General features: G+C 34.5%; 21 protein-coding genes and 1 tRNA gene. 14 read left to right on the plus strand and 8 right to left on the minus strand.

The window, feature by feature from the left end:
- Positions 1–12 precede the first annotated feature (12 nt).
- The 6 genes from ACIQ2L_RS09425 to ACIQ2L_RS09450 all read left to right on the plus strand — a co-directional run bounded on the left by ACIQ2L_RS09425 (position 13) and on the right by ACIQ2L_RS09450 (position 5,063).
- Entirely contained in the window at positions 13–372 is a 360-nt protein-coding gene (locus tag ACIQ2L_RS09425) for a BlaI/MecI/CopY family transcriptional regulator (RefSeq protein WP_396158112.1), read from the plus strand.
- A 1-nt stretch (position 373) separates the two neighbouring features.
- Positions 374–2,314 (plus strand): M56 family metallopeptidase, encoded by a 1,941-nt coding sequence (locus ACIQ2L_RS09430; RefSeq protein WP_396158114.1) that lies wholly within the window; start codon positions 374–376, stop codon positions 2,312–2,314.
- 97 nt (positions 2,315–2,411) lie between these two features.
- Entirely contained in the window at positions 2,412–3,251 is an 840-nt protein-coding gene (locus ACIQ2L_RS09435) for a hypothetical protein (protein WP_396158116.1), read from the plus strand.
- 67 nt (positions 3,252–3,318) lie between these two features.
- Complete coding sequence (locus ACIQ2L_RS09440) at positions 3,319–4,698, plus strand: serine hydrolase domain-containing protein (RefSeq protein ID WP_396158118.1); 1,380 nt, start codon at positions 3,319–3,321, stop codon at positions 4,696–4,698.
- Between the two features lie 4 nt (positions 4,699–4,702).
- A complete protein-coding gene (locus ACIQ2L_RS09445) occupies positions 4,703–4,852 on the plus strand; it encodes an SsrA-binding protein (RefSeq protein WP_396158170.1) in 150 nt (49 codons plus the stop codon).
- Between the two features lie 137 nt (positions 4,853–4,989).
- A tRNA-Arg gene (locus ACIQ2L_RS09450) sits at positions 4,990–5,063 on the plus strand.
- Positions 5,064–5,261: 198 nt separating this feature from the next.
- Here ACIQ2L_RS09450 and ACIQ2L_RS09455 read toward each other — a convergent pair.
- Together ACIQ2L_RS09455 and ACIQ2L_RS09460 are read right to left on the minus strand one after the other, a co-directional pair.
- Positions 5,262–6,725, minus strand: a complete 1,464-nt coding sequence (locus ACIQ2L_RS09455; protein ID WP_396158120.1) for a magnesium chelatase — start codon at positions 6,723–6,725, stop codon at positions 5,262–5,264.
- Between the two features lie 255 nt (positions 6,726–6,980).
- The gene (locus ACIQ2L_RS09460; protein WP_396158122.1) at positions 6,981–8,099 is read right to left on the minus strand and encodes a VWA domain-containing protein; all 1,119 of its coding nucleotides are present in this window, start codon (positions 8,097–8,099) and stop codon (positions 6,981–6,983) included.
- 109 nt (positions 8,100–8,208) lie between these two features.
- Here ACIQ2L_RS09460 and ACIQ2L_RS09465 point away from each other — a divergent pair, with 109 nt between their 5' ends.
- Entirely contained in the window at positions 8,209–8,784 is a 576-nt protein-coding gene (locus tag ACIQ2L_RS09465) for a pentapeptide repeat-containing protein (protein WP_396158124.1), read from the plus strand.
- 115 nt (positions 8,785–8,899) lie between these two features.
- On the opposite strand, the gene ACIQ2L_RS09470 is transcribed toward ACIQ2L_RS09465, so the two are convergent.
- The 3 genes from ACIQ2L_RS09470 to glyA form a co-directional block, all read right to left on the minus strand.
- On the minus strand, positions 8,900–9,940 hold the full coding sequence (locus ACIQ2L_RS09470; RefSeq protein ID WP_396158126.1) for a GMP reductase: 1,041 nt from the start codon (positions 9,938–9,940) through the stop codon (positions 8,900–8,902).
- 93 nt (positions 9,941–10,033) lie between these two features.
- The gene (locus ACIQ2L_RS09475) at positions 10,034–10,627 is read right to left on the minus strand and encodes a tRNA-(ms[2]io[6]A)-hydroxylase (RefSeq protein ID WP_396158128.1); all 594 of its coding nucleotides are present in this window, start codon (positions 10,625–10,627) and stop codon (positions 10,034–10,036) included.
- Between the two features lie 68 nt (positions 10,628–10,695).
- On the minus strand, positions 10,696–11,970 hold the full coding sequence (glyA, locus tag ACIQ2L_RS09480) for a serine hydroxymethyltransferase (RefSeq protein ID WP_396158130.1): 1,275 nt from the start codon (positions 11,968–11,970) through the stop codon (positions 10,696–10,698).
- A 110-nt stretch (positions 11,971–12,080) separates the two neighbouring features.
- Between glyA and fahA the strand changes: the two genes are divergently transcribed.
- From fahA to ACIQ2L_RS09505, 5 genes are all read left to right on the plus strand, one after another.
- The gene (gene fahA / locus ACIQ2L_RS09485; protein ID WP_396158132.1) at positions 12,081–13,364 is read left to right on the plus strand and encodes a fumarylacetoacetase; all 1,284 of its coding nucleotides are present in this window, start codon (positions 12,081–12,083) and stop codon (positions 13,362–13,364) included.
- Positions 13,365–13,422: 58 nt separating this feature from the next.
- The gene (gene gcvT / locus ACIQ2L_RS09490) at positions 13,423–14,505 is read left to right on the plus strand and encodes a glycine cleavage system aminomethyltransferase GcvT (protein ID WP_396158134.1); all 1,083 of its coding nucleotides are present in this window, start codon (positions 13,423–13,425) and stop codon (positions 14,503–14,505) included.
- Between the two features lie 150 nt (positions 14,506–14,655).
- Positions 14,656–16,638, plus strand: coding sequence for a S41 family peptidase (locus ACIQ2L_RS09495; protein WP_396158136.1), 1,983 nt, complete (start codon positions 14,656–14,658; stop codon positions 16,636–16,638).
- Between the two features lie 3 nt (positions 16,639–16,641).
- Positions 16,642–17,676, plus strand: a complete 1,035-nt coding sequence (locus ACIQ2L_RS09500; protein ID WP_396158138.1) for a hypothetical protein — start codon at positions 16,642–16,644, stop codon at positions 17,674–17,676.
- A 95-nt stretch (positions 17,677–17,771) separates the two neighbouring features.
- Complete coding sequence (locus ACIQ2L_RS09505; protein ID WP_396158140.1) at positions 17,772–18,482, plus strand: YebC/PmpR family DNA-binding transcriptional regulator; 711 nt, start codon at positions 17,772–17,774, stop codon at positions 18,480–18,482.
- 71 nt (positions 18,483–18,553) lie between these two features.
- Here the strand turns inward: ACIQ2L_RS09505 and ACIQ2L_RS09510 are convergent, their stop codons facing one another.
- Together ACIQ2L_RS09510 and ACIQ2L_RS09515 are read right to left on the minus strand one after the other, a co-directional pair.
- Positions 18,554–19,594 (minus strand): PLP-dependent cysteine synthase family protein, encoded by a 1,041-nt coding sequence (locus ACIQ2L_RS09510; protein WP_396158142.1) that lies wholly within the window; start codon positions 19,592–19,594, stop codon positions 18,554–18,556.
- An 82-nt stretch (positions 19,595–19,676) separates the two neighbouring features.
- On the minus strand, positions 19,677–21,749 hold the full coding sequence (locus ACIQ2L_RS09515) for a S9 family peptidase (RefSeq protein WP_396158144.1): 2,073 nt from the start codon (positions 21,747–21,749) through the stop codon (positions 19,677–19,679).
- A 142-nt stretch (positions 21,750–21,891) separates the two neighbouring features.
- Between ACIQ2L_RS09515 and ACIQ2L_RS09520 the strand changes: the two genes are divergently transcribed.
- The gene (locus ACIQ2L_RS09520; protein WP_396158146.1) at positions 21,892–22,842 is read left to right on the plus strand and encodes a hypothetical protein; all 951 of its coding nucleotides are present in this window, start codon (positions 21,892–21,894) and stop codon (positions 22,840–22,842) included.
- Between the two features lies 1 nt (position 22,843).
- Here ACIQ2L_RS09520 and ACIQ2L_RS09525 read toward each other — a convergent pair whose 3' ends face one another.
- On the minus strand, positions 22,844–23,869 hold the full coding sequence (locus tag ACIQ2L_RS09525; RefSeq protein WP_396158148.1) for a threonine aldolase family protein: 1,026 nt from the start codon (positions 23,867–23,869) through the stop codon (positions 22,844–22,846).
- Between the two features lie 198 nt (positions 23,870–24,067).
- Here ACIQ2L_RS09525 and prfB point away from each other — a divergent pair.
- A protein-coding gene (prfB, locus tag ACIQ2L_RS09530) for a peptide chain release factor 2 (RefSeq protein WP_396158150.1) occupies positions 24,068–25,163 on the plus strand; the annotation gives its coding sequence in 2 pieces (ribosomal slippage) (positions 24,068–24,130 and positions 24,132–25,163; 1,095 coding nt in all).
- Positions 25,164–25,208 lie beyond the last annotated feature (45 nt).

The following is a 25,208-nucleotide window of genomic DNA, read 5'->3' on the forward strand; positions in this document are numbered from 1 at the left end:
AAATTTAAGGATATGCAAAAGTTAACAAATAAGGAAGAGGAAATCATGCAAATTTTATGGAAGCTAAAAAAAGCATTTGTAAAAGATGTCATGGCAGAAATATCAGAAGACCAGCCGCATTATAATACCCTTTCTACTATTATAAGAAACCTTGAAGAAAAAGGTTTTGTTTCGCATAACGCTTATGGAAACACACATCAATATTTTCCTATTATTAAAATGGAAGACTATAGAAAGCGTTTTATGAATACGGCTATTGATACTTATTTCAATAGTTCATATAAAAATATGGTTTCTTTTTTTGCTGAAGAAGAAAAGATATCGGCAGAAGAGTTAAGAGAGATTTTAACCATCATCGAAAACAAGAAGTAATATGGAACCAATATTCATTTATCTTTTAAAATCCAGCGGATTGATTGCTGTTTTCTATTTGGCCTATCTTTTTTTGGTTCGAAAAGAAACGTTTTTCAACAGTAATCGTTGGTTTCTGTTATTTGGATTATTCACTTCGCTCCTATTACCGTTTTTCTTTATCAAGAAAATTATACTGGTAGAAAAGCCAAAAATATCTATGGAAGATTTGGTTGTCTATTCGCAAGTTTCTACTAAAAAAATTCAAGATGTTTCTGCTGCCGAAGCATTTGATTGGCTGCAATTTATTTGGGTTAGTTATGCCATTGTATTTTGCGTTTTAGTTATCAAAATACTATTAAATCTATGTTCACTATATCGAATGCTTTATCAACAGCAAGTTTGTAAAAAAGAGAACTTTAAACTAGTTAATTTAAATGAAAATATAGTGCCATTTTCGTTCTTTAACTATATTGTTTACAACGCTGATTTGTATTCAACTGATGAACTGCAAAGCATCTTATTACACGAAAAAATTCACAGCCAGGAGAAGCATTCCGTAGATGTTTTAGTTGTCAAATTATTCTGCATAGTGTTTTGGTTTAATCCATTTGTTTGGCTATACAAAAAAGCAATAACTCAAAATTTAGAATACATCGCCGACCAAAAAGCCATCAAACAATTAGAAGATAAAAAATCGTATCAAAAAGCTTTACTAAAAGTAGTTTCTCATCAAAGCTGCTTATCAATAACCAATAATTTTTATCAACCGTGCCTGCCGGCAGGCAGGTCATTAATCAAAAAACGAATCGTTATGTTAAACAAAAATCAGTCTCACAAAAGAAATTCATGGAAGTATGCCCTTATTATTCCGGCATTAATTGGCTTTGTCTTATTGTTTCAAATTAAGACCATTGCGCAACAAAAAGAAGAAATAACTAAAAATAACATCACGGAAACACATGAAGGCGTTGATATTACTTTTGACTCAAAAGAAACCGACAAAAGTTTAAAGACATTAAAAAATGTTTTTACTGAGGAAAAAATTGTAACCGAAATTTCTAAAATAAAAAGAAATTCCGCTGGTGACATCACTGGAATTTGCATCAAAATGAAATGCGAGGATGGCAGAAAAAAAGAATTGAAAATTAACCAAAGAACACCTATAGATAAAATCTTTATTTATACCAATAGACTTGAAAATGGGATGTATGATTTTGGCGTGAAACATGTTACCGATGATGAAATCAGTGCCATAAGAAATATGGTTGACAGAAAAAGACATGGCATTTATACGGCAAATAATAACGAAGCTGTCTATGCTGTAAATGTTGCTGACAGTCTTGATGTAACCAGTAAATTTGATTTCAATTTTGATTTTGATATGGAAGCTCCTGAAGTTCCTGAATTACCAGAAGCGCCAGAAGCTCCTGAAATTGCTGAAGTTCCAGATGCTTCAGAAGTAGTTGAGATGAATGATAAAATCTCAAAAGTAATAGTTAGAAAAAATGGTGATAAGACATTAGTTATTATTAACGGAAAAGTAATTACAGATGACAAAACCATACAAGAAACGTTGAAGAATTTATATATTAATGACAATTCATCTTCTTCTGATGGAGACCGAAATGAAATCATTATCAATGGTCAAAATATAGCAAAAATTAAAGCAGATGCTATGAAAAATGCAAATATTCAGATGAAAAGAATGAAGCCAATGATGGAAAGGCAAATTAGAATTGCTAACGGGAATTGGAAAAAAGTACAAGATGAAATGGAAAAAGCCAAACCCGAAATGGATAGAGCCAGACGTGAAATCGACGCTTCCAAACCAGAAATGGAAAGAGCCAAAGCTGAAATGATTCAGGCAAAAGAAGAAATGATAAAAGCGAAAGAAGAACTGATTAGAGCAAAAGCTGAATTAGAAAAAGAAAAAGCGGCTCTGAAAAAAAACAATCAATAGTGTTAAAATAGTGTAAAACCATTTTTAAATAATTACCATACATTTTAAGTTTGTCACTTACAAAATTTATATATAACTATTTTTAATTTTTAGTATTATGAAAAGTAAAATCTTGTATACCTTATTATTCTTTGCTGTATTTAGTACAACCATCTTTTCGCAAGAATACAAAGAAAATGACAGCATTTATATGACTTGGAACGCTAACACTCCAGAAACTGAAATGAATGATGACATAAAAGCGCTAAAAGAACATGGTGTAACCATTACATACAGTAATGTGAAGCGCAATGACAAAAAAGAAATTACAACAATTGATATTTCTTTTGAATCCACAACGGGAACAAAAGGATCATTAAGCTACAATAGTCAAAAACCAATTCCAATTATAAAAGTATTCAAGCAAAATGATGAAGTAGGTTTTGGAGAGCCTAGCAACGCTGATTTCATGTTTGGAAATACTTTAGCAAACGGTTTTAATCCAAATGACATTATGAAAGGCTTTCAATTCAATGGTAACGAAGACGGTTTACCTGGTCAACAATATCATTTTGAATTTCCGAATGGGAGTTCTTTTGGTCAATCAAGTTCAAAAATCTTCATTCAAAAAGACGGCAAAAAACCTTTGGTCATTCAAGATGGCAATGTGATTGAAGGTGGCGATGATTATACGAAAGAAGAAATAGATAAAATCAAAGAGAACCATAAAATGGATTCGTATCAAAAAGATCATTTGCCTTTAAGTAATAATAATAATTTCGAAATTCAAGAGCAAATGAAAAAAATGCAGGAGCAAATAGATAACTTAATAAAAAGTCAAAGAACGCAGCCTAATAAAGAATATAATGATGAATTAGAAAAAGCCAAAAAAGAACTCGAAGACGTCAAAAAAGAGCTTAAAAAAGCGAAATCGAGTTTAAAAAATCAGAAAGCATAAACTAAATCCGCTGCAAAGCGGATTTTTTTTAGACTCAACTTTACTATATTTGAAAAAAAAATACAAGATGAAAAAAACAGTACTTCTTTGCTTCTTCACTTTATTCTTCATGTTTGCACACGCTCAAGACAAAGCAAGTAGAATCGACAGTTTATTAACCGCTTACAGTAATCAAAAGGCATTTAATGGAAACGTTTTGGTAGCTGAAAAAGGTATCGTACTCTTCAAAAAGAGTTATGGTTATGCAGAGGAAGAAACCCAAAGAAAACTGAATCCCGAAACTGTTTTTGAATTAGCGTCCGTTTCGAAACAATTTACGGCTATGGGTATTGTTTTACTTCAAAAACAAGGAAAACTATCATTTGATGATGCTATAAAAAAATACATTCCTGAATTGAGTTTTTATGAAGGAATAACCATAAGAAACCTATTACATCATACAGGTGGTTTACCCGATTATATGGAACTTTTTACGGAACATTGGGACAAATCAAAAATTGCTGTAAATCAAGATATTGTTACGCTTTTTGCCACACACAAACCAAAAGTACTATTTCAACCTAACGAAAAGTATGAATACAGCAACACAGGTTATGCGCTACTTGGACTTATAATTGAGAAAGTCTCAAAACAATCGTTTGGCGATTACTTGAAAGCCACTATTTTCAAACCTTTACAAATGAATAACACCCAAGTGTATCGCAGTCGTTATCAACCCGAAGTGATTCCAAATTATGCAAATGGTTATGTACTAGACGAAAAAAACAATAAAGTAAAACCCGATACTTTTGGAAAAGAATTCTTTACCTATTACCTTGACGGAATTGTAGGCGATGGCATGGTAAATTCTAACCTTGACGATTTATTAAAATGGGACAGAGCACTTTATGGAACGCAACTAGTAAACGATTCAGACAAGCAACTCATTTTTAGTTCGATTAAAACCTTAGACGGCAAAAACACTAATTATGGTTTTGGTTGGGGCATAAGTCAACATGTGAAATATGGAAAATCAGTGAGTCATACCGGAAGTTGGGCAGGATATCTCACAGCGATTTCACGCTTTTTGACAGAGGATAAAACAATCATCATTTTACAAAACAACCTTACTCAAACTACCAAAATACCAATCGATGAAATTAAAAGAATCCTCTATAACGAAAGCATAGTTGATAAGATAGAAAACAAAATAGCGCTGACTACAAAAGATTTAGATGTTTATTTAGGGGAATATTCTAGCCCCGAATTTCCGTTAAAAATCACGATTACCAAAGACAATGTTACCATGATGGCTCAGGCAACAGGTCAATCTGCGTTTCCGTTAAATGCTATTACAAAGGATAAATTCGAATATAAAAGAGCAGGTATACTTCTAGAATTTGTACCTTCCGAAAAGAAAATGATACTCAACCAAGGCGGAAAACAGTTTGTATTTACGAAATCCTAGTATGGTGTACAAAACTCTAGCTAAACTCAATAAAGTACTCTTACCCAGTTTCACCAAACAGCAATTGGATTTATCAAAAGCCAAAAAATGGCAAATTGCTATTATTGGATGGCGTTATTATGTAACGACACGAGCATTGGATGAATCAAAATAAATTTTAAATAATCATTTGCTAGTTTGATAGTATTAGCTATATTTGCACCCACAAAAAAGGCCTCGTGGCGCTCCCGAAGTATCGGGAGAATAGCGCACTGTTAACCAATCAGTAGGAGAATTTGGTAAAAAATTAAAGGCCTCGTGGCGCAACTGAATAGCGCACTTGATTACGGCTCAAGAGGTTACTGGTTTGAATCCAGTCGAGGTCACGGATAAATAAAATCATAAGAGAAAACGCCAAGCTTGCTTGAGCGTTTTTTTGTTGATTTTATTTTCAAAGCGGAGCTTTGATGGATGTTGCGAAGCAAAATCCATTATATTGAAAAGCGGAGCTTTGATGGATGTTGCGAAGCAAAATCCATTATATTGAAAAGCGAAGCTTTGATGGATGTTGCGAGTTGAACCAATTACAACTTATTAACATAACTACTATACAAATCCTTAAACTGATAGCCCACTTCTACCCTATCCTTACTCAATTTATCATATTCTACCAATCCCCAAAGCACAAACTCTTTCAAGAAATATTTTTCTGCCAATGGAATTTCAGGTTGGTATTTTTGAATTAAATCTTCTAAGGGTTGAATCGCATCGAGTTGTTTTTTATACTCTTCATCCGAAGCATCGTCTAACAATTCAAAACCAGTTTCTGAAAAAAACCATTCAAGTATTTTAGCGTACGGACTGGCATCAATATCTTTTTCTAGCTTTTCAATCTTTGGAAAATAAGCTGGAAAAAACGTATGAATTGCATCTCCAATTAAATGTTGCGCAACGACTGCTGCACCTTCTTGTTCGCCTTCATAAACCAATTCGACTTTTCCTGTGATAGCTGGAATGATGCCCATAAAATCAGATAATCTAACTGAAGTACTATCATTTCCTGCTTTCAAAACACGTCTTTCGGCAGTACTCAATAAATTCTCGTAGGCAGTAATGGTCATTCTGGCACTTACACCACTTTTATTATCTATATATTCACTTTCACGTGCTTCAAAGGAAATTTGCTCTAATAAATCTTTTGCTAGAGAAGGCACATAAACCGTTTCCGATTGCAGTTTGTCCAATTTAGCTTCTTGATGTGTTATGGTTCTGGCCACAGCAATATTTTCGGGATAATGAGTCAAGATTTGAGAACCAATTCTATCTTTCAAAGGCGTTACAATACTCCCACGGTTAGTATAATCTTCTGGATTGGCTGTAAATACAAATTGCATATCCAAGGGCATTCGCAACTTGAAACCCCGAATTTGTATATCGCCTTCTTGCAAGATGTTAAATAAAGAGACTTGAATTCGGGCTTGTAAATCGGGTAATTCGTTGATGACAAAAATGCACCGGTTCGCTCGTGGAATCATTCCGAAATGAATCACTCGGTCATCGGCGTACGACAACTTTAAATTAGCCGCTTTGATTGGGTCGACGTCGCCTATTAAGTCGGCAACAGTTACATCGGGAGTCGCTAATTTTTCTGAAAAACGTTCGCTTCTGTGCAGCCAGGAAATGGGTGTAGCATCGCCATTCTCTGCAATTAAATCTTTGGCAAAACGAGAAATTGGATTTAGTGGATCATCATTTATTTCTGAACCTTCTACTACTGGAATATATTCGTCTAAGAGCTCAGTCATTTTTCGAGCCAGTCTTGTCTTAGCTTGCCCACGAAGTCCCAGTAAATTAATGTTATGTCGAGATAAAATGGCGCGTTCTAATTCGGGTATAACCGTATTTTCAAATCCGTGCACACCTTCAAACGTTGGTTTACCCGATTTGATTTTTTCCCGAAGATTATCTCTCAATTCGTCTTTGATACTTCTTGAAATGTATCCTGACTTTTTTAATTCTGCTAATGTTGTTATGTTTTCTATTTTCATGTTTTTTAATTTAACCGCAAAGTATTTAATTTTATTCTTGATATTGATTCTTGAAATTTATTTTTGACATTGACATTGACATTGATATTGATATTGACATTGATATGTAATTTATTATTTAGTTTGCGTTAGGGATAGCAGTGGAAATCCTTTTTATTGTTTTAGAAAAAACATCTCGACTGCGCTCGATGTGACAAAACAATAAAAAGATTGGAACGAATAGCCCGACCCGCAGCAGCGGGAAACGCCCAACGACTACTTTATTTTCTTTTTTCTATTATTTTCATAATCTTCAAAAATCATTTCACCTAATCCTTTCAGTCCGGTATAAAAGGCTTTTCCTTGATTGGCTTCGGTAAAACGATTAACGAATTTCTGCAAATACGGATCATTAGCAATCATGAATGTCGTAATCGGAATGTGCAATTTTCTGGCTTGAGCCGCTTGATTGTAGCATTGTTCTACAATATATTCGTCTAAACCGTTACTATTCATATAATACGTTCCGTCTTTTTCTCGAATACAACTAGGTTTTCCATCGGTTATCATGAAAATTTGTTTATTAGTATTGCGTTTTCTGCGCAACATATCCATTGCTAATTGAAGTCCAGCTACGGTATTGGTATGATAAGGTCCTACTTTTAAATAAGGTAAATCTTTTATAGAAATTGGCCAAGTATCGTTTCCAAAAACTAAAATATCAATGGTGTCTTTCGGATATCGTGTAGTAATTAATTCTGCCAAAGCCATGGCTACTTTTTTGGCTGGAGTAATTCTATCTTCTCCATATAAAATCATACTGTGGCTGATGTCAATCATTAACACCGTACTCATTTGGGCTTTGAATTTTGATTCTTCAACGACCAAATCATTTTCGGTAAGTATAAACTCTTCCGTTCCATTATTGATTTGAGCGTTTCTTAAACTTTCGGTTAATGAAATACTTTCTAAGCTGTCGCCAAAATGGTAGTTTCTAAATTCGCCCATTTGTTCGTCGCCGTTTCCAGAGTGTTTCGTTTTGTGATTGCCGCTTCCTGACTTATTTAAATTTCCGAAAATTTGGTCTAATGCAGCTTGACGAATGGCTCTTTCTGTTTTTGCAGTAATTCCAGTTCCAGAAGTTCCATCGCCTTTCAGTTCCTCGCGGATGTATCCTTTTTTCTTTAAATCTTCAATAAAGTCGTCGATGGTATAACTGGAATCGGTGAGTTTATATTCAACATCCAATTGCCGTAACCAATCAATAGCTTCATCAAAATCCCCCGAAGTATGCGTAATTAACTCTTTAAAAATTTCAAATAGTTTATCAAAGGGAGATTGAAAAGGTGCTTCGTATTTTTTGAATAAAAATCCTTTTTTGATACTTTTTTCCATAGTGTATAAAATTAGTATATAAACTTTATAATCGTGTTGGAACGACTATTAATTTTTAGTTAAAGTAATTACTGAAATGTTTAGTTTTGCAGGCTTAAACTAACTAGTTATGCATTCCGATTATATACTTGACGAAAAATTTGAAGACATCTTCTTTTTAGAAGCTGCTATTAAATACAAAGAGTATGAAAAATGTACTTTTCACAATTGCGATTTTACAGATTGTACGTTTCAATCGGTTTCTTTTGTAGACTGCAATTTCTTTGATTGTAATTTTAAAGACACCAAAATCAATTATGTTTCGTTACGTGGTGTTCAGTTTACGGGTTGCAATTTCACCAATGTAAACTTTGCCATGACCGACCAAGTAATTTATGAATTTCACTTTAAAGATTGTTTGTTAGATTATGCCAAATTCTATGCATTGAAGCTAAAAAAAATGCAATTTATCAATTGCAGTATGATTTCAGTTGATTTTATGGCAAGCGATTTAACGGAATCCGTTTTTGATAATTGCAATCTAAGAAGAGCCGTATTTATTGATACGATTGCTAATAAAACTGATTTTTATACCAGTTATGATTATTCGATTGATCCAGAAAAAAATAAACTTAAAAAAGCTATTTTCTCAACGGATGGATTGAAAGGACTTTTGGAAAAGTACGATTTGGTTGTTAAAGTTTAAAAATAGCCACAGATTCACAGATTAATAATTCTTTTAATCTGCGACATAAGCGAAGCGAATTGACGAAGTAATCTGTGGTCAAGATTTTTATATCCCGAAATTGCATTAGAAAAAACTATTTCGTAAACACTCTATTTTCCTGCTCTACAACTCGGATAAAAGTAGTTCTTTTAGTCAATTCTTTAAGTTTAGAAGCACCAACATAAGTACACGTACTTCGTATTCCACCTAAAATATCATGAAGGGTTTCAATCACATCTCCTTTAAACGGAACTTGTACTGTTTTCCCTTCGCTGGCTCGATATTCGGCTACACCTCCAACGTGTTTTTTCATGGCAGTTTCGGAACTCATTCCGTAAAATTGCTTGAACTTTTCACCGTTAATTTCAATCATTTCACCACCACTTTCATTATGACCAGCAAGCATTCCGCCTAGCATTACGAAATCAGCGCTTGCACCAAAAGCTTTAGCTATATCACCTGGAGTGGAACAACCACCATCGCTAATAATATGTCCGCCAAGTCCGTGAGCTGCATCGGCGCACTCAATAATAGCAGAAAGTTGCGGATAACCAACACCTGTTTTAACTCTTGTTGTACAAACCGAACCTGGTCCGATTCCCACTTTTACGATATCGGCACCTTCCAAAAGCAGTTCTTCCACCATTTCGCCAGTAACTACATTTCCAGCAATAATAATCTTATTGGGATACTGTTTTCGTGCTTGACGCAAAAATTCAACAAAGTGTTCAGAATAGCCGTTGGCAACATCGATACAAATAAATTTTAGTTCTGGATTGTGTTCGAATATTTCGGCAATTCTTTTGAAGTCGTTCTTTCCAGTTCCAGTACTTACCGCAATATAATCACAAATATCGCTTGGAGCCGATTTGATAAAATCATTCCATTGTTGAACTGTATAGTGTTTGTGGATGGCAGTAAATAGTTTTTCTTTGGCAAGAGCTAAAGCCATTTCGAATGTCCCAACCGTATCCATATTGGCAGCCATTATGGGAATTCCTGTCCACGTAAGTGTACTGTGAAGAAATTTAAATTCACGCTCCAAACTCACTTGCGCTCTACTGTTTAATGTGGAACGTTTTGGGCGAATCATCACGTCTTTAAAGCCTAATTTTATGTCGGTTTCAATTCTCATTTTACTAAAATTCAATTGTTTCAAATATAGAATTTACATATAGAAATTGACCCGATTTTAAAAAAGAATTTATCAACAGTATTGTTGTAGAAATTACCCGTGAATCGTTTCTTTGTTTCCATAATTAGCAATGACTTGCGCTTCAAACGCAATCCATTCGCGCCAGCGTTTTTCGACATCGATTCCTTTGCCATATTTTCGGGCATACGTGATAAAAGTGGCATAATGTCCGGCTTCGCTTTCCATTAACTCTCTATAGAATTTTGATAATTCTTCGTCTTGAATATTTTCGGACAACACTTTAAAACGCTCACAACTTCTGGCTTCAATCATGGCAGAAAAAAGCAAACGTTCTACCAATCCGGAAACTCTACTCCCAGTATTACTTCGTTTCATGTATTGTGCTAATTCGTTTACATAATCATCTTTGCGTTCACGGCCTAACTTTAATCCACGTTTTTTGATGATGTCATGCACTTGTTCAAAATGATCTAACTCTTCTTTAGCCAAAGCCAACAAATCGGTAACTAAATCTTCGTGTTCTGAGTTATTGGTAATAATCGTTATGGCATTGGTTGCTGCTTTTTGTTCGCACCACGCATGATCAGTTAGAATTTCTTCAATATTTTTCTCTACGATGTTAACCCATCTTGGATCGGTTGGTAATTCTAAACGTAAAACTCCCATTTTATTTGTTATTAAAAAAACCTTCAAAAGTAGCTTCTGAAGGTTTTGAATAGTATTATTTTATAAATTTAGTAAACAAAAATGGCTCTTTCGCTCATCATGTCGTTTACTTCGTCGGCAATTTCCTCTAATACTTCATCGTTAGTAGCATTTAAAAGTACTCTGTCAATTAAATCAACAATAGTTTCCATATCGCTTTCTACCAAACCGCGAGTAGTGATTGCTGGAGTTCCAACTCGAATTCCAGATGTCACGAATGGCGATTTATCATCAAAGGGCACCATGTTTTTATTCACGGTGATTTCGGCTTTACCTAAAGCAATTTCGGCATCTTTACCAGAAATTCCTTTGTTGCGCAAATCAATCAACATCATGTGATTATCCGTTCCGCCGGAGATTAAATGATAGCCTCTTTTTACGAAAGCTTGCGCCATAGATCTAGCATTTTTTTGTACCTGCATTTGATACGTAAAAAACTCATCTGACAACGCTTCTCCAAAAGCAATGGCTTTTGCTGCAATAATGTGTTCCAATGGTCCGCCTTGATTTCCTGGAAAAACAGCCATATCCAAAACATGTGACATCATTCTGATTTCGCCTTTTGGAGTGGTTAATCCCCATGGGTTTTCAAAATCTTTGCCCATCATAATGATACCACCTCTTGGTCCACGTAATGTTTTATGTGTTGTCGACGTAACAATATGGCAATGCGGCATTGGATCATTCATTAAACCTTTGGCGATTAAACCCGAAGGATGTGAAATATCAGCTAATAAAAGTGCTCCGACGCTATCGGCAATTTCCCGAAAACGTTTAAAATCCATATCACGAGAATAGGCAGAAGCTCCGGCAATAATCATTTTAGGTTGTTCTTTAGTTGCAATTTCTTGAATTGTATCATAGTTCAAAACTCCCGTTTCTTTTTCAACACCATAAAATGATGGTGTATATAATTTTCCTGAAAAATTAACCGGCGATCCATGAGTTAAATGACCTCCATGAGACAAATCAAATCCTAATATTTTATCACCCGGTTTTAAACAAGCCGCAAAAACTGCCGTATTAGCTTGCGAACCTGAATGTGGCTGAACGTTTACATATTCGGCACCAAAAAGTGCTGCCGCCCTATCAATCGCAATTTGTTCAATGACATCTACTACTTCACATCCACCATAATATCTTTTTCCAGGGTAGCCTTCGGCATATTTATTAGTAAGTACAGAACCTGCGGCTTCCATTACCTGGTCGCTCACAAAGTTCTCTGATGCTATTAGTTCAATTCCGTGAATTTGTCTGTCTTGTTCCTCAAGAATAAGGTCAAAAATTTGTTTGTCGCGTTGCATTTGAAATTATTTCGATTAATTGTGCTCAAAATTACAAAAATGGTTTGGTAAATTAATAGGAAATGATATATTTGATTACTTAATTTTTCAACAAACTTAAAGATCATATCATGCCTTTAGAGACCAACAATCCGAAACGAAAATCATGGGTTACTGTTCCTGATAACAGTGACTTCCCTATTCAAAATATTCCATTTGGTGTTTTTTTAACCAAAGAAGATGTTATCACTATTGGGACTCGAATTGGTGATTACGCTATCGATTTGGGAGCTTTACAGCAACTACATTATTTCGAAGGAATTGAACTAACGGATGATATGTTCATGCAAGACACTTTGAATGATTTTATCTCTGACGGAAAAAAGACTTGGCGATTGGTTCGTAGCCGAATTGGTGATATTTTCGATAGTAACAATCCTAAACTTAGAGATAATAAAGAACACAGAGACATTATAATCTTCAAAATGGAAGATGTAGAAATGCAACTACCTGTTTTAATTGGCGATTACACTGATTTCTATTCCAGTAAAGAACATGCTACCAACTTAGGTAAAATGTTCCGCGACCCCGAAAATGCATTATTACCCAACTGGCTTCACATTCCGGTTGGATACCACGGAAGAAGCTCCACTATTGTGCCTTCTGGAATTCCGGTACATCGTCCGATGGGACAAACCTTACCTAATGGCGAAAGCACACCCGTATTTGGTCCGTCAAGATTAGTTGATTTTGAATTAGAAACTGCTTTCATCACAACAGATGCTAACATTATGGGGGAAAACATAGCGATTAATGAAGCAGAAGATTATATTTTTGGAATGGTATTGCTAAACGATTGGAGTGCTCGTGATATTCAAAAGTGGGAATATGTGCCGCTTGGTCCATTCTTAGCTAAAAACTTTGCTTCCTCGATTTCACCATGGATAGTAACCATGGATGCTTTAGAACCTTTCAAAACCAAAGGTCCTATTCAAGAACCAATGCCACTTCCCTACTTGCAACAAAAAGGAAAACATACCTACGACATTAATTTGGAAGTATATATCGAACCTGAAAACGTAGCGCCTTCATTAGTTTCTAAATCTAATTTCAAATATATGTATTGGACGATGTCACAACAATTAGCGCATCATACCTCAAATGGTTGTCGGGTAAATTCTGGTGACATGATGGGTTCTGGAACTATTTCTGGTCCAACTCCGGATAGTTTTGGTTCGATGCTTGAACTAACTTGGGGCGGCAAAAATCCAATTAAAATGAACGATGGCTCTGAGCGTAAATTCATCAATGATAACGATACTGTAATTATGAAAGGATATTGTCAAAACAGCACGGTTCGACTAGGATTTGGTGAAGTTTCAAGTAAATTATTACCACCATTCGTTAGAAAATAAACTTACTAAATTCCAAATTAAAAAATCCAAATTCCAAGTTTAAAACCATACAATTGAAATGAAAAATACAGCGTTAACACACGTACACGAAAGTTTAGGAGCAAAAATGGTTCCATTTGCCGGCTACAATATGCCAGTTCAATATGAAGGTGTAAATGCCGAACACGAAATTGTCAGAAATGGTGTTGGCGTTTTTGATGTGTCTCACATGGGTGAATTTTTACTAAGTGGTGAAAATGCATTGGCATTGCTTCAAAAAGTAACTTCTAATGATGCATCGGTTTTAGAAATTGGTCGGGCACAATATTCTTGTTTACCCAATAATGATGGCGGAATTGTCGATGATTTAATTGTTTACCGAATGAAAGAAAACCAATATTTATTGGTCGTGAACGCTTCAAATATTGACAAAGATTGGAAATGGATTTCGTCTCACAATGATTTGGGAGTTGATATGAAGAATATTTCTGATGATTATTCTTTGCTTGCCATTCAAGGTCCAAAAGCAGTTGAAGCCATGCAATCTTTAACTTCTATTGATTTATCAGCCATCAAATATTATCACTTTGAGGTGGCTGACTTTGCCGGAATTGAACATGTCATCATTTCGGCTACAGGGTATACTGGTTCGGGTGGATTTGAGATTTATTGCAAAAACTCCGATGTGGAGCAAGTTTGGAACAACGTTTTTGAAGCTGGTAAGGCATTCGGAATAAAACCTGTTGGATTGGCGGCTCGTGATACGTTGCGTTTGGAAATGGGATTTTGCTTATATGGAAATGATATTAATGACACTACTTCTCCGTTAGAAGCTGGATTGGGTTGGATTACCAAATTCAATAAAGACTTTACCAATTCTGAAAACCTAAAAAAACAAAAAGAAGCGGGAGTTACACGAAAACTAGTTGGATTTGAACTTACAGAAAGAGGTATTCCAAGACACGATTATGAAATTGTAGATGCTGATGGCAACAATCTCGGAATTGTAACTTCGGGAACAATGGCACCATCTTTAGGGAAAGGAATTGGAATGGGCTATGTGAAAACTGAATTTTCAGCAATTGACAGCGAAATTTTTATTCAAATCCGAAACAATCAAGTTGCAGCCAAAGTGGTAAAAATGCCTTTTTATAAAAAGTAGATCATAACAATGACAATTTCAATGGCAATGATAAGGTAGTAAACAACTTTTTAAATTGACCTTGAAATTGATATTGAAATTGATATTGAAATTAATTCACTACATCATTTGTTTAAAAAATCACTAATATTAGTTCTGTTGTTTCCTCTTATGGTAGTAAGCCAAAAGGAGAAAAATCCTTGTGAAACGCTAACAAAAATTAATTTTCTTATACAGCAACAACATTACAGACCAAAAGCAGTTGATGACAGTTTGTCGGCTACTGTTTTTGATGCTTTTTTAAAGACTTTAGATGATGATAACCGTTTATTTACTGAAATAGAAATAAACTTTTTAAAAAAGCACAAATACAAGATTGATGATTATATTCGTGAAGCAAACTGTGAATTTTTAACAGATTTTTATACTGCACACACTTCAGCAATCAAAAGATACTCTGCAATAATTGAAGACATTAAAAAAGAACCTTATATTTATAAAAGCGCAGAAACCATGCGGTTTTCCAAAAAAGCATTTCCTTATGTTAAAGACGAAATTGAGCTTAAAAAGTTATACAAAAAAAGAATTCTTTTTCAAATTCTAAAAGACATTTCAGAAACAAGCAAAAACAAAGACTCTTTACTGACTAATTTTGACAAAATATCAAAGCTGTCTAAAGCCAAAGTCTTTGATATGTTTTCTTGTAAAGCTGCAAGCTTTCAATTGACGCAACAAGAGTTTAATTCAAATTTTTTTAGTTCTTTTTGCAACTATTTTGACCCTCACACTGAATATTTTTCCGAAAGCGACAAATCGAGTTTTTTATCCGCCGTTAGTGCTGACAATCTCACTTTTGGCATGATGGTATCTATAAATGAAAAGGATGAAATTATTGTTGATGAAGTTATACCAGGAAGTGCTGCTTATTCTACTGAAAAAATTGATAATGGGGATCAGATTATAAAAATTAAATATTTGGATGAAGAATACGATATAGGATGTTCTTCAATGCAAAAAGTTGAAGTTGTATTTAACTCGAGTGAATATAAAAATGTTGAATTTACCTTACGCAAAAAAAGTGGCGAACAATATAGTGTCAATCTGACTAAAAAAGTCATGAAAGATTATGAGAATAATGTATACAGCTACCTCTTAGAAAAGGATAACAAAAAGATTGGCTATATTCGAATTCCAAGTTTTTATGCCAAATTTGAAAATGGTAAAACCAATATGAGTGAAGATGTCACAAGAGAAATATACAAACTACAAGAAGATAAAATCGAGGGATTAATCATTGATTTACAAAACAACGGAGGTGGCTCGATGGATGAAGCTGTAAAATTATCCGGGGCATTTATTGATGCAGGTCCAGTGGCTATTATGAATGATCAAAAAGGAAAAACACAAACACTGAAAGATCCAAATAGGGGAAGTGTTTATGTTGGTCCATTAATAGTAATTATTAATGGTTTTTCAGCTTCAGCAAGCGAATTTTTTGCCAATGCTATGCAAGATTATGATAGAGGTATTGTTATTGGAACACAATCTTATGGAAAAGCATCAATGCAACGTATTTTTCCCTTAAGCCATGAAGATACTCCAAATGAATTTGTAAAATTAACCATCGAAGAGTTTTACAGAATAACAGGAAAGTCGAATCAGACCGTCGGAATTACTCCCGATGTTACCATTCGAATGCTTTTTGATGGTCAAATGCCAAGAGAAAGTGACAGCAAAACTGCATTAAAGAATGAAGTTATCGAAGGTGTTTCTCGTTTTACACCATTTTCAAATCCATTAAAATCTGAAATTATTGAAAACAGTAAAAAGAGATTACGTTCTAATATCGATGCAAAATTAATTGAAGAACTGAATGAAAAAATTGATAAATTATATGAAGGTCCTTTAACTCCTATTCTACTCGAATTTGACACTGTATTTACTGAAGTAAATAAAATGAATGCGCTTTGGTCTGACATTAAAAATCTATCCGAAAAAGAGTATCCCATAAAAATAGATCGAAATACGGTAGATATTGAATACCAAGAATTTGATGAATTTTTAAAAAGCAGCAATACTGAAAAAATTAAAGCATTAAAATCTAATTTTCCAGTTGTTGAAGCAATGAATATAATAATTGATTTAAATAAATAATCCATGAAAGTAAGAAACCTTATAATTTTATTTTTTGCTATGAGTGCAAACTTGATAGCTCAAGAATTCAAATCAGCTGAAGAGTATTTAACCTATATCGAAAAAGAGCAGGGTCTAATTTCTAAAAGCACTTGGAAATATACGACTGCCGTTGCACATTCAAAAAGCGCAAGACGCATCGATAATACTCGAAAACAATTAATAAAAAGTATTGAAGCTGCACAAAAGAAAATCAATATACTTAAAGATGGTTATAAAGGCGATGTTGAGTATAAAAATCAAGTGTTGCAATATCTCGACATTTGCAAGATTAACATTAATGAAGAATACGAAAAGTTAATCAATATGCAGGAAGTGGCAGAACAATCATATGATGACATGGAAGCGTATTTACTGATGCGTGATTTAATAAATGAAAAGTTAGATTCCGAAAATGAAAAAGTAGATAATGCATTCAAATCATTTGCACTAAAATACAACATAACTATTACGGAAGGAAATTCGGAATTAGGTGAGAAAATCAAACTTTCTAATGAAGTTTTTGATTACCACACTTCTTTATATTTGATTTTTTTTAAAGTAAATTTCACAGATACCAGTCTCTCAAAAGCTATAGAAAAAAAAGACTTTAGTGCCATACAACAAAACTCAAATTCTTTAATACAATATTCCGATGAAGGTTTGGAAAAACTGAAAACCATCAAACCATACAAAGGCGATTCATCAATGATTACAATTACAAAAAAAGCACTAGAGTATCATAAAAAAGAAGCACAGCAATATGTCCCGAAAATAGTTGATTTTATTATGTTTAACGAAAAATTTGACAATGCTAAAAAAACGTTAGAAGCTAAAAAAGAAAAAGACAGAAGTAAAGAAGAAATAGACAACTTTAATACCATGGTAAAACAAGTTAATAAAGAAATTGACAATTACAATAAACTGAATAAAGCTAATTTTGAAGAAAAAAATAATATTTTGACAAATTGGAATAACGTTGGTGAGAATTTTATTTCCAGTCATGTACCTGTTGATTAAATTAGTATTTGATTTTTGATAATGTCATTGAAAGAAGTATTTTTGCAACACCCGAAACCAAATTGGTCACCAAATGAATAAAATTGTTATTAGAAATGGGAAGAGCTTTCGAATTTAGAAAAGGAAGAAAAATGAAACGTTGGGCAGCCATGGCCAAAGCGTTTACGCGTATTGGAAAAGATATCGTAATGGCAGTTAAAGAAGGCGGACCAAATCCGGAAGCTAACTCGCGGTTACGTGCTGTCATCCAAAATGCCAAAGCAGCAAACATGCCAAAAGACAATGTTGAACGTGCTATTAAAAAAGCTACTGACAAAGATACGGCCAACTATAAAGAAGTATTGTTTGAAGGCTATGCACCGCATGGAATTGCAATACTTATTGAAACCGCTACTGATAATAACAACAGAACAGTTGCCAATATTCGAAGTTATTTTAATAAATGTAACGGAACTCTAGGAACTCAAGGTTCGGTTGAGTTTATGTTTGACCATACGTGTAATTTCCGAATTTCAAATAAGAATATCGACATAGAGGAAATGGAATTGGAGTTCATCGATTTTGGCGCCGAAGAAATTTTTGCCGATGAAGAAGACATCCTAATCTATGCTCCTTTTGAAAGTTTTGGAGCCATTCAAAAAGAATTAGAAAATCGTGGCATTGAAATATTATCTTCTGGTTTTGAAAGAATTCCTCAAATTATCAAAGAACTTACCGAAACTCAAGTAGCTGATGTAGAAAAATTGTTAGAAAAAATTGAAGAAGATGATGACGTAATGAATGTGTATCATACAATGGAGGAATAATTGTCATATTATATAAATAAAAAACTCCAAAATTATTTGGAGTTTTTTATTATCTGACAAGTATGATATGATTACTTAATAAATTCTACTTTTTGAACTTCTTCAGCATTGATGCTGTCAAAGAAACCTTGTTCGTTCATCCAGTCATCGCTAAATACTTTGCTCATATAACGCGAACCGTGATCAGGAAAAATGGCAATAACATTACTGTTTTCGTTGAATTCACCTTCTTCTGCATATTGTTTGATAGCTTGCATAACAGCACCCGAAGTATACCCTACAAATAAACCTTCTCTTTTAACAATCTCTCTCGTCGTGTGAGCGCTTTCCTCATCAGTAACTTTCATGAAATGATCGATTAAGTCAAAATCGGTAGCCGTTGGAATGAGGTTTTTTCCCAATCCTTCTATTCTATAGGGATAGATTTCATTGGCATCAAACTCTTTAGTTTCGTGGTATTTTTTCAATACCGAACCAAAAGCATCTACTCCTAAAATTCTAATATTTGGATTTTTCTCTTTTAAAAACTTTGCTGCTCCCGATATCGTTCCACCTGTTCCGCTACACGCAATTAAATGTGTAATTTTCCCGTTGGTTTGGTCCCAAATTTCTGGACCTGTTGATTTATAATGCGCATCAATATTCAATTGATTAAAATACTGATTAATGTATACTGAACCTTTAGTTTCTTCGTGTAAACGTTTTGCTACGTTATAGTAGGAACGTTCGTCATCAGCAGAAACATGTGCTGGACAAACATATACTTTTGCACCCATACTACGTAACATGTCAATCTTATCTTTAGAAGATTTTGAACTAACCGCTAAAATACAGTTATACCCTTTTATGATACTTACCATTGCTAGACTAAAGCCCGTATTACCCGAAGTAGTCTCAATAATAGTGTCTCCAGGAGAAAGAATACCTTGTTTTTCTGCTTCTTCTATAATATATAATGCAATTCTGTCTTTGGTAGAATGTCCTGGGTTGAAAGCTTCAACCTTGGCATAAAAATTTCCTGGTAAAGATTCTGTGATTTTGTTAAGTCTAATCAGAGGTGTATTGCCAATTAGGCTTAGTACATTATCGTGAGCTTTTATATCTTCTTTCATAAAATAATTTAGTCAAGCAATATCAAGGAGACTTCAAATAGAAACTCCAAAACTTTGCAAATTTAATAAAAAAAATTTTAAACTATCTTTTTATTCCTTCTAAATCTATTAAAAAACTGTATTCTTTAGCGATTTCCTTAATGGCTTCAAACCTTCCCGACGCACCACCATGACCAGCATCCATATTGGTATCCAAATATAATTGATTATTATCGGTTTTCAAAACTCTTAATTTAGCAACCCATTTTGCTGGTTCCCAATATTGTACCTGCGGATCATGCAAACCAGTTGCAATATACATATTGGGATAGCTTTGTGCCTTTACATTGTCATAGGGTGAATAGGAAAGCATATAATCATAATATTTTTTTGCATTTGGATTTCCCCATTCGTCATATTCACCGGTAGTCAATGGAATGGTATCGTCTAACATTGTCGTTACCACATCCACAAAAGGCACTTGTGCAATCACGCCATGGTATAATTCTGGGGAAATATTTACAATAGCTCCCATTAATAATCCTCCAGCCGAACCACCTTCTGCATACAAATGGTTAGGTGAAGTATATTTTTCGGATATTAAAAACTTAGAACAATCAATAAAATCGGTAAAGGTGTTTTTCTTTTTCAATAATTTTCCATCATCATACCATTGTCGTCCTAAATCTTCACCACCTCGAATGTGAGCAATGGCAAAAATAAATCCCCTGTCCAAAAGCGATAATCGAACAGAAGAAAAATGACAATCCATCGTCACTCCATAAGATCCATAGCCGTATAATAAAGTTGGTGTTGCTCCTTCCTTTTTCATTCCTTTTCGATAAACCATAGAAATGGGCACTTTCGTTCCATCAGTTGCGGTAGCCCAAATTCTTTCTTCTTGATAATTATTCTTATCAAATTTACTATCGAAATCTCGGGACAAAACTTCTTGTTCTTTCAATATGGTTTTTTCTTTGTTTTTCATATTAAAATCAATAACCGAAGGTGGTGTGGCTAATGATTGGTAACCATAACGAAGAATTTCAGTATCAAAATCGAGATTGGTGGTCGTATATGCCATATAGGTTTCGCTTTCAAAAGGCAAATAGTATTCTCCTTCTCCACCCCAAGGCATAATTCTGATTTTATTCAAACCGTCAGCACGTTCAGAAACCACTAGATAATCTTTGAAAATATCAATATCTTCCAACAAAACATCTTCTCTGTGAGCAATTACATCCACCCAATTTTCCTTTGATGTTGCATTTTCAGGAGTTTTCATTAGCTTAAAATTGGTCGCTTTGTCTTTGTTAGTAACAATATAAAAGTGATTACCAAAGTGCGAAATCGAATATTCTAACCCACGAGTTCTCTTTTGAAAAACTTTGAATTTAGCATCTGGCGTTTCCGCTAAAACCGTTTGGTATTCGGTAGTTAGCGTACTGCTAGAATTGATAATTATGTATTTTTTTGATTTCGATTTATAGACAGAAACATCAAAAGTGTCGTCTTTTTCAAAATAAACTAAGGTATCATCTTCAACAGTTGTACCAATTTTATGTTTATAAATTTTATCGGCTCGAAGCGTAACTTCATCTTTTCTAGAATAAAATAAGGTTTTGTTATCACTTGCCCATGTGGCGCCACCAGCAGTATTTTCTAGCTTTATAGGAAGAATTTCACCCGTAACTAAATTTTTGATTTGAATGGTATATTGGCGTCTTGATACTGTATCTATACCAAAACTTGCCCAAATATTATCTTCGCTTATGCTCAATCCCGATAAGTTAAAATAAGCATGCCCTTGTGCCATTTTGTTGCAATCAAAAAGGATTTCTTCCTTAGCTTGTAAATTTCCTTTTTTTCTAGAATGAATGGGATAATCTTTTCCTTTTTCAAATCGGGTGATATAGTAATAACCGTTATAGAAATAGGGAACCGACTCGTCATCTTCCTTAATACGGGCTTTCATCTCTTCAAACAAATCTTTTTGAAAATCCTTTGTGTGAGCAGTTGATTGGTGGTAGTATTCATTTTCTTGATTAAGATACTCAATTACCGTAGGATTTTCCCGATTGTTGAGCCAATAATAATTGTCGTCACGAACATGACCGTGTTTCTCCAACGAATGCGGAAGAATTGTAGCTTTGGGCGGCTTTAAAAAATCTGACATTTGGCTTTCTATGATTAACACAACAAAAGTAACCATAGATTAAAGATAAAAACAACATGTAGTATGGAAGTTATGCACTTAGAAATTAACATTACTATAAGTTCTTTTTTATATTTTTACAATTAATACTAATTACAAAACCATGAATTATAAAATATTCTTCATCATTATACTATTAAACAGTGTGATTTGTTTATCCCAAAATGAACTTGCAAAAAAAGGGACTATTACTTTAGCAGACAATCAAAAAATAGTATTCAATAATTTAAGATTAATCAATGGTAAATTTACTTTTAACGATGTAGCTTCAGGTACCGAAAAAGAGCTTGCTATTAAAGAAATAAAATATGTAGAAGATGATAAATTGTCAAGGATCTTTACCAATAAATCTGTTGAAACCGCTGATGATGTTAAAAAAGCTAATGAAGATAGACAACATGCTGTTGAAGAAAAAGAAAAAAAGGAAATGAATGAAAAGCTTCGGATAATGCGGGAGGAAGCCGGTTCCTTGAAACTTCGTCGCAATGGCATATACATAACCAAAGATGATTTTATAAAGGAAAGAATCAGCTCGCCAGATGAAGTAGTTGCTAAAGGTATGTATGGTTTTGAAAAACCAGTTCTGTCTAAGATTGAAGATAATTGTTTTTTTTATTACAAAGCTACTGATGAAAAGGTAAAAAACGTCTTTGCCATTTGTTATAAAGGGCATCTTTACTTTCAGATTAGTGCTATTTTAGAAAACCGAAATAAAACCGATAGGGCACAAACCAACGACTTTCCAAATAGTTTTACGCGAGTTGTAAGTGGAGGTAAGAATTATTATTATCTCGAGGCCTCTTTAGTAAATCAATGGGCACAAGGGTTTGCTTATGGAGGAGTGGGTGGTGCAACTGGTGGAGCAGTAGCAAACTCTATGGTAAATGGCAAAGGGGTTGTTTGGGATATCAAAAATCAAGAATTCAATATTTTCAAAAACTGTGATGATTATAACGAATTCATAAAAGACAAGTACCCGGAGGGAGTTCAAACATGTGAGAGACAACAAGCAGATATTTTAAAAATTAGAGAAACAATTGAAAAGATAAAATAATTTAAAAAGCTATCTTATCTAACACTTCCAAAACATATTCATGCATTACTTGTCTGTAATCTAAATGGGTTACTATTCTTAGTTTTCCTTTGGCTAGCAAACTTATTGAAATCCCTTTTTGTTTTAACTTTTCAATCACTAGTTGATCTTGTATATGAGGTTGTGCCGAGAACACCACAATATTTGTTTCTACCGGTTCTACTTTGGCAACCCAATCGCATTGTTCGAGTTGTGTTCCCAATTCTTTCGCTCTGCGATGGTCGTCTTCTAATCGATTAATATTGTTTTGCAACGCATAAATTCCGGCTGCCGCCAAATAACCCGACTGACGCATATTGCCTCCAAAAATCTTTCGGATACGTAAAGCACGATGCATTGTTTCAGCATCTGAAAGTAAAACGGAACCAATGGGACATCCTAATCCTTTGGAAAAACAAACCGAAATAGTGTCAAATAAATCACCGAATTGTTTTGGTTGCTGCTTTTTGGCAATCAAAGCATTCCACAAACGGGCACCGTCTAAATGGTATTTCAAATTATTATCGGTGCAAACTTGTCTTATTTTTTGGAGTTCTTCTATTTCGTAACAAGCACCACCCCCTTTATTGGTAGTATTTTCAATCCCCACCATTTTTGACATAGGTGTATGATAAAACTCGGGATCGTTAATCCCTTCTTTCACTTGTTCGGCGGTTATGATTCCACGATTGCCATCCAATAAATTAAAATTAACGCCACTATTTGCAGAGGCTCCGCCCGATTCATACAAATGGATATGCGACCATTTATCACAAATGATTTGGTCACCCGGATTTGTATTGAGCTTAATCGCTGTTTGGTTGGCCATTGTTCCTGTTGGAAAAAACATGGCGGCTTCCATTCCAAATAAATCGGCCACAATGCGCTCAAACTCATTTACGGTTGGGTCTTGTTTAAAAACATCATCGCCTACTTTAGCTTCAAACATGGCTTGCATCATTTCGGGAGATGGCTTTGTTACGGTATCGCTAATTAAATTTATTTCCATTTAAAGAATATTAGTCTATTTTTGTGGTGGATTCTAGCCCCGACCTGCCTGCCGGCAGGCAGGTAGTAGCGGCATCCTTTTGTTTTGTCATGCTGAGCCTGTCGAAGCACAAAACAAAAGATACAGTGGACAGCGGGAATAGCTCCTGAAATAAATTCAGGATAAATCAAATAATAAAACACAAAATTACATTAATTTATGACAAATACCGAAAAAATAAAAGGTATTGTGGAGCGTCTTGGTGCGTTGAGGAGGTATCTTTGACATTGATGCCAAGCTAATAGAAATTACCAACGAAGAAGAAAAAACTTTTGCACCTAACTTTTGGAACAATCCAAAGGAGGCAGAAATCATTGTTCAAAACTTACGGTCCAAGAAAAAATGGGTCGAAGATTTTGAAAAAGGCAATTCTTTAGCCGAGGAACTACAAATTATCTACGAATTTTTCAAAGAGGGCGATGCTACCGAAGAAGAACTCGATGAACAGTATGAATTAACCAATACCCATATTGAGAATCTCGAGTTTAGAAATATGCTTTCGGATGAAGGTGATAGTTTGAGTGCAGTAATTCAGATAACTGCTGGCGCTGGTGGAACCGAAAGTTGTGATTGGGCTTCCATGCTCATGAGAATGTATATGATGTGGGGCGAAAAGGAAGGATATAAAATCAAAGAACTGAACTTTCAGGAAGGTGAGGTTGCCGGAATAAAAACGGTGACTTTAGAATTTGAAGGCGACTATTCCTTTGGGTATTTGAAAGGTGAAAATGGGGTGCATCGATTGGTACGAATATCTCCATTTGATAGTAATGCCAAGCGTCATACCTCGTTTGCTTCTGTTTATGTGTATCCTTTAGTAGATGATAGCATTGAGATTGATATCAATCCGGCCGATATTGAAATTACGACTTCGCGCTCAAGCGGCGCTGGAGGACAAAATGTAAATAAGGTCGAAACCAAAGTTCAATTAGTTCACAAACCAACCGGAATCCAAATTCAATGTTCGGAAACACGTTCTCAACAAGACAATAGACAACGAGCGATGCAAATGCTTCGATCACAGTTGTATGAAATTGAACTCAAAAAACAGCAAGCACAACGAAAAGACATAGAAGCGGGTAAAATGAAGATTGAATGGGGTTCCCAAATCAGAAACTACGTGATGCAACCTTATAAATTGGTGAAAGACGTACGTACTGGCTATGAAACTAGCGATGTTGATGGTGTAATGAACGGAAACATTGATAAATTTTTAAAAGCATATTTGATGATGATGGGGCAGAAAGAGGAGTAGTTAGTTTGCGAGTTTCGGGTTTAAGGTTTTGGATTTAATCTACAA

The sequence above is a fragment of the Flavobacterium sp. genome, assembly GCF_044369455.1.
Taxonomy (GTDB): Bacteria; Bacteroidota; Bacteroidia; order Flavobacteriales; family Flavobacteriaceae; genus Flavobacterium.